Genomic DNA, 12,010 nt, shown 5'->3' on the forward strand with positions numbered 1-12,010 from the left:
CGCTCTCAAGACATCACGTCCGTCCTGAAGCCATGGGAGGCTTCCATGCCCGTTGCCCGAGCCGCCAGACACGTCGCCATTCGATTCGGGGCGGTCGCACTGGCCGGGGCACTGCTCGCCGCCTGTGGATCCAGCTCCTCGGGGAGCAGTTCCGCGGACAGTGCCGACGGGGGCAAGGTCACGCTCACCGTCGATCTCTTCGGCACCTTCGGTTACAAGGAGGCCGGCCTCTACGCGGAGTACCAGAAGCTCCACCCGAATGTGACGATCAAGGAGAGCGACACCGAGAACGAGGCCGACTACTGGAAGGCGCTGCAGACCCGTCTCGCCGGCGGTGGCGGCCTCGCCGACGTGCAGGGGGTCGAGGTCGGCAGGATCGCCTCGGTGACCCAGCAGCAGGCCGACAAGTTCGAGGACCTGAGCGCTCTCGGCGCCAAGGACCTGCAGGCTCAGTTCTCGCAGTCCAAGTGGTCGGCCGCGACCGCGCCCGACGGGCGGGTGCTGGGCCTCGGTACCGACACCGGACCCGAGGCGATCTGCTACCGCTCCGACCTGTTCAAGGCGGCCGGGCTGCCCACCGACCGGGCCGAGCTCGCCAAGCAGTGGGCGACCTGGGACGGCTATCTCGCGCTGGGCAAGCAGTACGCCGCCAAGGCACCGGCCAAGAGCCACTGGATGGACAGCATCGCCAGCCTCTACTCGGTGATGGTCGGACAGCAGAAGGAGCGCTACTACGACGCGTCCGGCAAGCTGATCTACGACTCCAACCCCGCCGTGAAGACGGCCTGGAACGCCTCGGTCAAGGCCGCGCAGGACGGTCTGAGCGCCAAGCTCGCCCAGTGGGCCCCCGAGTGGAACCAGGCCTTCAGCAGCGGCTCCTTCGCCACCATCGCCTGCCCCGCCTGGATGCTGGGCTACATCAAGGGCCAGGCCGCCGACGCGGGCAAGGGCAAGTGGGACGTCGCGGCCCTGCCGGGCGGCGCGGGCAACTGGGGCGGCTCGTACCTGTCGATCCCCAAGGGTGCCAAGCACACCAAGGAGGCCTTCGACTTCATCAAGTGGATCACCGCCAAGGAGCAGCAGGCGAAGCTCTTCACCAAGCAGGGCAGCTTCCCCTCCAACCTCGGTGCGATCGACCTGGTGAAGGACGTGAAGGACCCCTACTTCAGCAACGCGTCCATCGGCACGGTCTTCGGCGCGGCCGCCGAGCAGGCGCCGGTGCAGGTGCCGGGGCTGCGCGACAACGATGTGAACACCCAGATCACCAACGCCCTGGGTGAGGTCGAGCGCAAGGGCACCTCGTCCGACGAGGCCTGGAGCCACGCGCAGAAGGGCGTGAAGAACGCCCTCGGCTGACCCGGACGGCCTGACGTGCCGGGTCCGGACGCATCCACCTCCCCACGCCCGCGCCCGGACCCGGCGCACCACCACCGCCCCGTCGCCGTCACCCGCTCGCTCCCGTACGACAGCACCGTTCCCCGATCCGAAGGCCTGGCACATGACCGTGTCCGTCGATACGCCGCCCGCCCGGACGGCACCCCCGCCACGGCCCCGCGCCGAGCGTCGCACCCGGCTGCTGCGCCGGGTGTCGCCGTATGTCTGCATAGCCCCGTTCTTCACCCTCTTCGCCGCCTTCGGGCTCTTCCCGCTGATCTACACCGCGTATGTCTCGCTGTACCGGGTCGAGCTGCAGACCCCGGACCAGATGGAGTGGCGCGGCCTCGACAACTACACCGCGCTGCTGAGCGACAGCTACTTCTGGACCGCGCTGCGCAACACCTTCAGCATCGGCGTCCTCTCCACCGTGCCCCAGCTGCTGATGGCCCTCGGGCTGGCCCATCTCCTCAACTACAAGCTGCGCGGCAGGACGTTCCTGCGGGTCGCGGTGCTGCTGCCGTACGCGACCTCCGTCGCGGCGGCGACCCTGGTCTTCGCCCAGCTCTTCGGCCGTGACTTCGGCCTGATCAACTGGGTTCTCGGGCTGGTCGGCCTCTCCCCGGTCGACTGGCAGTCCGGCACGGTGGCCTCGCAGATCGCCGTGTCCACCATCGTCACCTGGCGCTGGACCGGCTACAACGCGCTCATCTATCTCGCGGGCATGCAGTCCATCCCCGGTGAGCTGTACGAGGCCGCGCAGATCGACGGGGCGTCGCGGTGGCGGCAGTTCCTGCATGTGACGTTGCCCGGCCTGCGTCCGACCATCCTGTTCACCGTCGTCGTCTCGACGATCGGCGCGACGCAGCTGTTCGGCGAGCCGCTGCTGTTCGAGGGCAGCATCTCCGGCGGTATCTCGCACCAGTACCAGACGCTCGGCCTCTACATGTACGAGCAGGGCTGGGGCTACTTCCACCTCGGCCGCGCCGCCGCCATCGCCTGGATCATGTTCGTCCTCATCCTGCTGCTGGTCAGCGTCAACGCCGCCGTCGCCCGCCGGCGCACCCGTAAGGAGGCCGTCCGATGACCTCACTCGCCGCACCCGCGCGCCGACCGGGCCCCGAGGACGACAAGGACCGCCCGGCCGCCGGACGGCGCGGACACGCACGGCGCCACCGGTCCACCGGCGCCGGCCGCCAGCACCACGCGGGCCGGCTCGCCTACGCGATCCTCATCGTCGCCGCCCTGCTGTCGGCCTTCCCGTTCTACTGGACCATCGTCGCGGCGACCCGCTCCAACGCCGAACTGGCCCAGAGCCCGCCCTCGTTGCTGCCGGGGCCGAACCTCATGCACAACTTCCAGCAGGTGCTGGACCAGGCGGACATCGGCAAGGCGCTGCTCAACTCCTTCATCGTGTCCGGCTCGGTGACCATCGGGACCGTGCTGTGCTCCACGCTCGCCGGTTTCGCCTTCGCCAAGCTGCGCTTCCGGGGCCGCAACCCACTGCTCGCCATCACCGTCGGCACGATGATGATCCCGCCGCAGCTGGGCGTCATCCCGCTGTTCATGCTGATCGCCAAGTTGCACTGGATCAACCAGCTGCAGGCGGTGATCCTGCCCGGCCTCGTCTCGGCCTTCGGGGTGTTCTTCATGCGGCAGTACCTGGTGCAGGCGCTGCCGGACGAGCTCATCGAGGCCGGCCGGGTGGACGGCGCGTCCACCGCGCGGATCTTCTGGAGCATCGTCGTGCCCATCGCCCGGCCCGGGATGGCGGTGCTCGGCATGCTGACCTTCATGGCCTCCTGGAACGAGTTCTTCTGGCCGGTCATCGCCCTCACCTCCCAGGAACCCACCGTGCAGGTCGCGCTGCGCCAGCTGGGCGGCGGCTATGTGCACGACCAGTCGGTGATCATGGCCGGCACGCTGCTCGGCACCCTCCCCGTACTGCTGGTCTTCGGGCTGCTGGGACGGCAGATCGTCGGCGGCATCATGCACGGCGCCGTCAAGGGGTGAGCCGCCCGCCGCCCCGCCCTCCGCTCCGTGCCACCACCCCGAATCCTTACGACCGTGTTGGGAGTCTTTCCTGATGACCGCCATCGACGCGCGCCCGGAAGCCGCCACCGCCCTCACCTTCCCTCCGGGTTTCCGATGGGGCGCGGCCACCGCCGCCTACCAGATCGAAGGCGCGGCTCGGGAGGACGGCCGTACCCCGTCCATCTGGGACACCTTCAGCCACACCCCCGGCAAGGTCCGCAACGGCGACACCGGTGACATCGCCGCCGACCACTTCCACCGGATGCCGGAGGACGTCGCCCTGATGTCCGGCCTCGGCCTGACCGACTACCGGCTGTCGGTGTCCTGGCCGCGCGTCCAGCCCACCGGGCGCGGCCCCGCCCTGCAGAAGGGCCTGGACTTCTACCGCTCCCTCGTCGACGAGCTGCTGGGCAAGGGCATCCGACCCGTCCTGACGCTCTACCACTGGGACCTGCCGCAGGAACTGGAGGACGCGGGCGGCTGGCCGGTCCGCGAGACCGCCGAGCGGTTCGCCGACTACACGGCGATCGTCGCCGGCGCCCTCGGCGACCGGGTACCGACCTGGACGACCCTCAACGAGCCCTGGTGCAGCGCCTTCCTGGGGTACGCGGAGGGCGTGCACGCGCCCGGCCGCGCCGAGCCCACCGCCGCGCTGCGCGCCGCGCACCACCTGAACCTCGCGCACGGCCGGGCCGTCGGAGTGCTGCGGGACCTGCTGCCGTCGACGGCGGAGGTCTCCCTCACGCTCAACCTCGCCGCGGTCCGGCCGCTGACCCGGTCGGCGGCCGACCTGGACGCGGCGCGCCGTATCGACGCGCTCGCCAACCGGGTCTTCCTCGACCCGGTGTTCCACGGCAGCTACCCCCAGGACCTGCTCGACGACACGGCCGCGCTCACCGACTGGCACTTCGTCCGCGACGGTGACCTCGCCGCGATCTCCCGGCCGCTCGACTCGCTCGGCCTGAACTACTACACCCCCACCGTCGTCGCCGCCGGCACCAGCGCCATCCCGTCGGCCTGGCCGGGGGCCGAGAAGCACGCCCGGTTCGTGGCCGCTCCCGGCCCGCGCACCGCGATGGACTGGCCGGTGGACGCGGGCGGGCTGCACGAGATCCTCACGCGGCTGCGCGCCGAACTGCCCGACGTGCCCATCCTCATCACGGAGAACGGCGCCGCGTACGACGACTACCGGGACCCGTCGGGCGACGTCCACGACCCGGAGCGCATCTCCTACCTGCGTGCCCACCTCGCCGCTGTCCACCGGGCCATCGCCGAAGGCGCGGACATCCGCGGCTTCTTCCTCTGGTCGCTGCTGGACAACTTCGAATGGGCGTACGGATACAGCAAGCGTTTCGGCATGGTTCACGTCGACTTCGCCAGCCAGCAGCGCACCCTGAAGGACAGCGCGCGATGGTATGCCGAGGTCATCCGCGCCGGCGGGCTGCCGGCCGACGGGGACGAGGAGGCACCGGCAGCCCGGTGACGCGGGGCGCGCGGGACGGCGTGAGTTACCTGCCGTAGACGGCCACGAAGTCGCGCGTCGCCTTGACGTAGTAGCGGTCCGCCGGGTTCTCGAAGTCGAGGAGATTGGTGGGGGTGGGGTTGGCCGGGTTGCGGCTGCCGTTGTAGGCCATGAAGGAGGGCCAGGCGCGGTTCATGTCCAGCGGCATGGCACGGACCGCGCCGGCCCGCTGCATCAGATCCGCCAGCGTGCGGGCGGTCAGCGCCTGTCCGACGACCATGATGATGTCGCCCGAGGAGGTGACCCCCACACCGGACCGCTCCACGTACATCCTGCTCTGGTCGGTGACGCCCCACTTGGAGTCGTTGCCGATGTCCGGTACGACCTGGCCGCTGTCGACCATCAGCTCCAGGCACTGCCGGACGCCGACGACATCCGGAGTCATGGAGACGTCGCGGCCCCACACACCGATCCTGATGGAGCCGTCGCGGTAGAAGACCTCGGAGGCGGCGCCGTCCCGCAGTTCGCCGGCGGTCCGGCCGTTGAGGTAGAAGCCGCCGTTCGACCCGCCGTCGGTGACCCGGAAACCACCGTTCCAGGTCGCGAGGAGTCCGGTGCGCTGGCCAGGGGGAATGGTCGGCGGAACGGAGAAGGTCCCGCCCGGCTCGCGGAAGCCCGGGTGGAGCTGGAAGCGCGCGTGCTTCGCGCTGATCCAGGCGATCGCCGCCTGGTACGAGGTGTGTGCGTCGTCGGGGCGGACATACGTCGCCTGCACGATCGGCAGCCCGTGGGAGCTGGCCACCGCGCGCCAGACGCCCTCGCCCGGCAGCCCGGGGCTGACGACGGGCTCCATCGGCTCGCGCAGCGGCAGCCCTGGTTGATGGGCGGTCGCGGGAGTGGTCGCCTTCATACGGGCCAGCGCGTCGGGCGGCAGCGTGCCGCCGACCTCCGGCGGGTCGAGCTGGTACTGGAGGTCCTCCAGCTTGTCGACCACCACGCCCATCCGGTGGTCGCGGCTCCATTCGGCGAGCCGCGCCATCACGCTGTCCTTGCCCGGGTAGGTGAGGGCCTGCCCCACCGACCAGCCCACCGTGCCGACACACACCAGCCCGACGGCGAGGCTGCCCCGGGTGACGGCCTGTCTCCGGCGCAGCTGGGCGGGCGTCAGATCCCGCTTGTGCTTCCACGGCAGCAGACGCCGTCGGCGGGCACCGTTCGCGGCCACGTCGTCACCGGCGATGTCACCGTGCTCCGTCGTTTCGTGAAGGTCCGTGATCTGTCCGCCCGCCCCTTGCGTCATGACGCTCCTTCTCCCGGCCGTTCCGTGCGGATCGCGTCACGCCGGAACGGTCACGTTATGAGTAATTTAATACGCTTTAACCTTTCGCTGGTCGGCCTAACCGCAACGGCGGGGAGAAACACCCGCCCGCCTGCGTCGGCCCACGATCGGCCCAGTAACGAGGGGCGCTGACCCGGCGTCATGCGGTGGGCACCGCGCGCCCTGACCGCGACCTTCTCCGGAGTGGGTACGAACATCGCACAACCACTGGCACAGAGTGTGTATGGACCACTACTCTGAGCGCCTGAACGGCAGGGACGTGATCATCAAGAGGGCCACATGACCTACCCGGAACCCACCATGCCGCGAGACGACTTCAACGACCGGACCCCGTCCGACCACCTCGACGGGTTACTGGCCCGCGCGGGCCGGCCGGCACCGGTCACCGCGGCACTGCTCGCACGGCTGCGCACCGCCATCGTGCACCGCACCGAGCTGGTCTCGAACCGCTGCAGCAGGGAGCCCGGCCGGCTGCTCAGCCGCCGCACCCTGCGGCATGTCTTCCTGCTGCCGGACGGCACGACGCCGGTCCTCTGGGAGCTGGAGCACGACACCGGCCCCCGCGAACACCTGGTCCACGAGGTGTTCGCGGACGAGCCGGCACTGCTCTCGGCCGAGCTGGCGGTGGACATCCGGTTCGGCGACCTGGAGCACAGCCGTGCTCTCGGGGACCCGCCGGAGAGCCGGTTCGACCTGCACTTCACGCCCTCCGCCACACGCCGCCGGCGGAGGTACGAGGCGGCCGACTCCGCCGACCACGCGGTGCGGCTGCTGCGCCGGGCGGTCAACCCCGACCTCCCCGGCGAAACGGTCCGCCTGCGGGTGCTCTCCGCCGTCGGCCACGACATAGCGTTCGCGGGCAACAACAGCAGGATGATCGAAGAGCGCTGCGCCGGCTGGACCCTGTACGAGCACGCGTTCCTGCTCCCGGGCGGCGAGGAGATCAGCCTCTGGGAGGTGGACCACTCCATGACGCCGGACCGGCACCCCGTCTGCGAGGTCTACGACCGCAGGGACACGGCCCGCGACTCGGCGGAACGGCGCCTCGAATCGCTCTGATCCCACCGAAGGGCCGGACAGTCCCTAGCGGGTGGGCTCCTCCTCGTCGACGAAGAAACTGTCGTGCCGGACCAGGAAGTCCGCGAACTCCTGGCCGCCGCGCTGCGCCATCTCCGCGACCCGCTCGAAGTACTCCTCGCGTGGAGCGCCGGGGGAGAAGAGCAGCAGCATGGACGAGGGCTCGTCGGAGTCGTTCTTGAACGCGTGCAGCCCGCCGACCGGGACGTACAGGAAGTCACCGGCGCCGGCCGTGATCCATTTCTCGCCGTTGTACAGGCCCACTTCGCCGGAGAGCACGAAGAAGGACTCCGAGATCGACTTGTGGAAGTGAGTCTTCGGGCCGGGCGACTTCGGGCCCATGTCCACCTTGTAGAGCCCGAACTCACCCCCCGTGGTGGCGTGCGTCGCGAGGTAGTGGGTGCGGTTCCCCGAGGCGGAGGTCAGTTCCGCCTCGGTGTCCGAGGGCCGGAACACCGCGTTGATCTCACCCTTGTCCCCGAGGTAGCGGGGCTCCGGGTACGACATGGTCAGCTCCTTCGAGAGTGGATCACAGCATTGTCACCCCGGAGTCCGCAGCTCCGGGGCCGGATCGCCGCAACATCCCCACCCGCACACACGAGTGCCGCCGGGAGCGGTCAGGTCTCCCGGCGGCACTCGCGTCCAGCTGACTGGCTCTCTGCTCCTTACGGGTTCTGGACGATGGTGAAGGTCGAGGTGGTGTTCTTGATGTTCTGGAAGTTGTCGCTCATCCGAAGGTTGTTGAAGGTGACGGTGCCGACGGCCGGGCCCTGGCCGGGCTCGGGCAGTTCATTGGCCCAGATGCCGTAGCCGGACTTGGCGTCGAAGGCGTCGCCGCTCTTATGGGCGCCGGTGATGGAGATGTTGGTGAAGATGGTGTCCTTCACCGGGAACTGCGGCTGTCCGCCGACATAGTTCGTCTGGAACATGATGCCGCTGTAGGTCGGATCCACGATGTCCACATCACTGACGCGGATGCCCTGGAAGATCTTCGAGGCCGAGAAGACCCAGATGGCCGGGAAGACCTGACTGCCCCAGAAGTGCCCGCCGGCCCGCACGATCGAGATGTTCTGCAGGTTGGTCGGGTCGGTGCCGAAGCCGTTCATCGGGTAGCCGAAGTCCAGCGAGCTGATCGTGATGCCCGAGTAGACCAGGGTGTCGGCGATATAGATGTTCCTGAAGGTGTTGGCGAAGCCGCCGTAGACCGCGACACCGGCGGCGCGCCAGGTCAGGATCGACGTCAGGTTCTCGAAGACGTTGTTCTTCTCGTCCGCCCCGCCGGCGTCGATGGCGGAGAAGAGCGCGAAGCTGTCGTCGCCCGTCGACCTGGCCTCGATGTTGTTGAGGTGGTTGTCCGTGCTGCCGTTCGTCATGTTGATGCCGTCGGCGAACGTGTCACGGATACGGCTGTTCGTGATGGAGATGTTGTCGGTGTTGGCGCCCCAGTACAGGCACACCGTGTGCTCGTTCCAGACGTTGTCGATGGAGATGTTGGCGACGTTGGAGAAGTCGAACACCTTGCCCGGGCCGTCGATCCGCGACGTGTAGTTCCCGAAGTAGGCGAAGCCCGAGAACGAGGAGCCGTTCGCGGAGGCCTCCGCCCGGAAACCGATGTCGGTGTTGGCCTGGGTCGAGGGCGCGTTGAACCGGGTGAACCAGGGACCGGCGCCGACCACCTTCACAGCCTTGCCGTACACCTGGAACTTGCTGGCCGTCTGGTACTCGCCCGGGGGCAGGTAGACGCCGACCAGGGTGCCCGTGGTGTCCATCCGGACCTTGTCGAGCGCGTTCTGGACGTCCTGATGCGTGACGCCCGCCGGCACCGTGTACTTGGCGGGGTCCGGGTTGGCGATAGCGGTGGCCTGCTCGAGGTTGATGAAGTCGATCGCGTAGGTGCTGGTGTTGGCGGCATCCTTCTGGAGCTTGATCTTCGCTCCGGCCGGGACGGTCGTCCCGAGCATGATGTTGGCCTCGTCGTAGATGTGCCGCGGGCCGCCGGCGCCGGGCGAGTTGCCGGGACCTGTCTCGTTGCCGTACAGCCAGGCGTACTTGGACGTCAGGTCGATGGCCTTGAGGAAGCTGCCGTTGACGTAGATGTCCAGGGTGGAGTTGATGCCGTCGCCGCCCGCGGCGTCCGGGATGGAGAAGCGGGTGACCAGGGTGTTGGTGCTGGCCTTGGTGGTGAACTCGACGGATGAGCCGGTCGAGTTCAGGGTGACGGCCTTGCGGCCGGATGCCTCGCCGGCCACGTCGCCGACGGTCCGGTTCGGTCCGACGACTGCCGCGCCGCCACCGAGGACGCCGTCCTCGGCCTCGTACATGTCGTACGGTATGTTGGCGCCGCGTCCGACGAACAGCGACTGGGTGCTGGTGTTGTTGGCCTGCTTGACCGGCAGCTCGTTGGCGTCGTTGGCCAGGACGGTTTTGACGCTGTACTTGCCGTTGCCGGCCGTCCACGTGCCCAGGTTGACCGGGCTCGCCGTGGCGCCGGCCGCGATCGCCCCGTTGTACGCCCCGGTCAGCGTCTTGACGACGGATCCGGACGTGGTGTCGGTGACCGTCAGGGTGATGCCGTGGGCGCCGCTCGCGGAGGCCACGGTGCCCTGGTTCTTGATGGCCACGGAGAAGGTCACCGTGTTGCCGGCCGCCGGGTTGCCCGGGGTCCAGCTGACGGGCGACGCGATCAGGTCGGAGCTGGCCACCGGGGTGACGACCAGCGGGCTCGGGCTGCTGAAGCTGTTGTTCGCCTCGTTCTGCTCGATGACCGTGTTGGCCTCGTCGACCTTGGCGCTCAGCGGGTAGGAGCCCGCGTTGCGTACGCCGATGTTGGCGGAGACGGTGGCGGACGCCCCGGCCGCGAGTGCGGCCACCGGCGCGGTACCGGCGAGCGTGGTGCCGAGGTAGAGGTTGACGTTGGTCGCGCCGGCGGCCGCGGGGCCGATGTTCTTGACCGTCGCGGACAGTGTGATCGGGTCCGTCTCGACCGGCGAGGCGGGCGAGGCGGTGAGTGCCGACACGGTCAGGTCCGGGTTGGGAGCCGGTGTGCCGATCACCTGGAACTCGGCGACCTGGCCGCCGCCCGCGCCGGAGTTGGATGTGATCTTGAGCTGGACGTCCGCGACCCGTCCGCCGACCGGGATCGTCACCGTGTTGCCCGAGGCCGGGTTGAACGTGTAGACGGTCGGTGAGGTCAGGCTGGTGAAGGTCGAGGAGCTCTGCTCACGTCCGAGGACCTGGATGGTCTGGGTGCGCGTCGACCAGGCGCCGTCAGGGTTGAGCTTCACCACGACCGAGTTGACGTCGGCGTTGGAGCCCAGTGCGACGGTCAGCGTGTTCGGGTAGCTGCCGCCGTTCGCCTCCCAGTAGGTCGCCACGTTGTTGTCGTTCGCGTTCGTGGCGACGAAGTTCTGGATGGTGGACGAGGCGGTGATGTCCTTGCCGACCGCCAGGTTCGAGCCGCCGCCACCGGTCCCCGTGCGGGTGACGGTGTTGCTGTTGCCGGACTCGTTGCCGGCCGCGTCCTTGGCCTTGACGTAGTAGGCCACGGTCGCGGAGTCGGGCTGGCTGTCGGTGTAGGTGAGTACGTTTCCGGCCACGCTGGTGCGCAGCACGTTGTTGGCGTACACGTCGTAGCCGGTGACGCCGACGTTGTCCGTCGAGGCGTTCCAGGTCAGCTTGATCTGGCCGGACGCCGGCTGTGTGTAGGCCAGGCCCGTCGGCGCGGTCGGCGCCTGCGTGTCACCCGTCGTCGGTCCGTACAGCTCGAACTCGGACAGCTGGGCCGCGGGCCAGGCGGTGTTGGCGGTGATGTTCAGCCGTACGTACCGGGTGTTGATCGTGTTGAAGTCGACCGTCACGGTGTTACCGGCGGACGGATTGAAGACATAGCCCTTGGACGCGGCGATGTCGGTGAAGGACGAGCCGTTGGTGCTGCCCTGGACCGACAGCGTCTGGGTCCTGGTCTCCCACCCGGCCGGCAGCTTCAGCACCAGCTGGTTCACGCCGACGGTGGCGCCCAGGTCGGCCTGGATCCACTGCGGGAAGGCGTTGTTGTTGCTCTCCCAGTAGCTGGCCTGGTTGCTGTCGTTGGCGTTGCCCGCCACGTAGGGGGAGTTGGAGCTGCTCGCCGTGGTGGTCTTGGAGATGGCGAGGTTGACGGTCGAGGCCGCCGCCTCCGAGACCTGCAGTTCGGAGATCTGAGCGGCCGGCTTGGCGGTGTTCGCCGTGACGGCGACGCGGACGAAACGGGTGTTGGCCGCCGGGAACGTGATCTTCACGGCGTTGCCGGAGCTGGGAGCGAAGACGTACTTGGCGGAACTGACGATCGTCTCGTAGCTCGTGCCGTCCGCGCTGCCCTGCACGGCGAGCGTCTGGGTGCGACTCGACCAGCCGGCCGGGACCTTAAGAGTCACCTGGTCAATGGTTCTGCTGCGCCCGAGGTCGACCTGCGCCCACTGCGGGAGGGCGCTGCCGTTGCCCTCCCAGTACGTGGACTGGTCACCGTCGTTGAGGTTTCCGGCCGTGCTGCCGCCGCTGGAGGCGCTGGCCGAGGCCGTCTTCCCCGCCGCCACATTGGGGGCGGCCTCGGCCGCCGCGGCCCGGAGCACCGGCCCGCCGAGAAGCATCAGACTGGCCGCGAGCGAGCCCGCGACCAGCTTGGGTATCCGCTTCGATCTCACTGCGTTCCTCTGTCTCTCGTCCGGAGTGTCAGGAATGGGGGGCGA

General features: G+C 68.9%; 8 protein-coding genes. 5 read left to right on the forward strand and 3 right to left on the reverse strand.

What is annotated here, in order from left to right; translation table 11 throughout:
• Positions 1 to 45: 45 nt before the first annotated feature.
• The 4 genes from C8250_RS36390 to C8250_RS36405 all read left to right on the forward strand — a co-directional run bounded on the left by C8250_RS36390 (position 46) and on the right by C8250_RS36405 (position 4,891).
• On the forward strand, positions 46 to 1,356 hold the full coding sequence (locus C8250_RS36390) for an extracellular solute-binding protein (RefSeq protein WP_138354242.1): 1,311 nt from the start codon (positions 46 to 48) through the stop codon (positions 1,354 to 1,356).
• A 142-nt stretch (positions 1,357 to 1,498) separates the two neighbouring features.
• Positions 1,499 to 2,461, forward strand: coding sequence for a sugar ABC transporter permease (locus C8250_RS36395; RefSeq protein WP_138354241.1), 963 nt, complete (start codon positions 1,499 to 1,501; stop codon positions 2,459 to 2,461).
• Positions 2,458 to 3,387, forward strand: a complete 930-nt coding sequence (locus C8250_RS36400) for a carbohydrate ABC transporter permease (RefSeq protein WP_138354240.1) — start codon at positions 2,458 to 2,460, stop codon at positions 3,385 to 3,387. The genes C8250_RS36395 and C8250_RS36400 overlap by 4 nt, the downstream gene beginning before the upstream one ends.
• Positions 3,388 to 3,460: 73 nt before the next feature.
• The gene (locus C8250_RS36405; RefSeq protein ID WP_138354239.1) at positions 3,461 to 4,891 is read left to right on the forward strand and encodes a GH1 family beta-glucosidase; all 1,431 of its coding nucleotides are present in this window, start codon (positions 3,461 to 3,463) and stop codon (positions 4,889 to 4,891) included.
• 25 nt (positions 4,892 to 4,916) lie between these two features.
• Here the strand turns inward: C8250_RS36405 and C8250_RS36410 are convergent, their stop codons facing one another.
• Positions 4,917 to 6,170: a phosphodiester glycosidase family protein gene (locus tag C8250_RS36410; RefSeq protein WP_138354238.1), complete on the reverse strand. Its 1,254-nt coding sequence runs from the start codon at positions 6,168 to 6,170 to the stop codon at positions 4,917 to 4,919.
• A gap of 318 nt (positions 6,171 to 6,488) precedes the next feature.
• Here C8250_RS36410 and C8250_RS36415 point away from each other — a divergent pair, with 318 nt between their 5' ends.
• Positions 6,489 to 7,268: a DUF6227 family protein gene (locus C8250_RS36415; protein WP_138354237.1), complete on the forward strand. Its 780-nt coding sequence runs from the start codon at positions 6,489 to 6,491 to the stop codon at positions 7,266 to 7,268.
• A gap of 24 nt (positions 7,269 to 7,292) precedes the next feature.
• On the opposite strand, the gene C8250_RS36420 is transcribed toward C8250_RS36415, so the two are convergent.
• Positions 7,293 to 7,793, reverse strand: coding sequence for a cupin domain-containing protein (locus C8250_RS36420; RefSeq protein WP_138354236.1), 501 nt, complete (start codon positions 7,791 to 7,793; stop codon positions 7,293 to 7,295).
• Positions 7,794 to 7,951: 158 nt separating this feature from the next.
• Positions 7,952 to 11,911, reverse strand: coding sequence for a discoidin domain-containing protein (locus C8250_RS36425; RefSeq protein WP_138354255.1), 3,960 nt, complete (start codon positions 11,909 to 11,911; stop codon positions 7,952 to 7,954).
• Positions 11,912 to 12,010: the final 99 nt, after the last annotated feature.

Source organism: Streptomyces sp. So13.3 (assembly GCF_005860785.2).
Lineage (GTDB): Bacteria > Actinomycetota > Actinomycetes > Streptomycetales > Streptomycetaceae > Actinacidiphila > Actinacidiphila fildesensis.

Coding starts and splice junctions, on each gene's coding strand:
- C8250_RS36405 (WP_138354239.1), top strand. CDS start 3,461: ATGACCGCCATCGACGCGCGCCCGGAAGCCGCCACCGCCCTCACCTTC.
- C8250_RS36395 (WP_138354241.1), top strand. CDS start 1,499: ATGACCGTGTCCGTCGATACGCCGCCCGCCCGGACGGCACCCCCGCCA.
- C8250_RS36425 (WP_138354255.1), bottom strand. CDS start 11,911: ATGCTTCTCGGCGGGCCGGTGCTCCGGGCCGCGGCGGCCGAGGCCGCC.
- C8250_RS36415 (WP_138354237.1), top strand. CDS start 6,489: ATGACCTACCCGGAACCCACCATGCCGCGAGACGACTTCAACGACCGG.
- C8250_RS36400 (WP_138354240.1), top strand. CDS start 2,458: ATGACCTCACTCGCCGCACCCGCGCGCCGACCGGGCCCCGAGGACGAC.
- C8250_RS36410 (WP_138354238.1), bottom strand. CDS start 6,170: ATGACGCAAGGGGCGGGCGGACAGATCACGGACCTTCACGAAACGACG.
- C8250_RS36390 (WP_138354242.1), top strand. CDS start 46: ATGCCCGTTGCCCGAGCCGCCAGACACGTCGCCATTCGATTCGGGGCG.
- C8250_RS36420 (WP_138354236.1), bottom strand. CDS start 7,793: ATGTCGTACCCGGAGCCCCGCTACCTCGGGGACAAGGGTGAGATCAAC.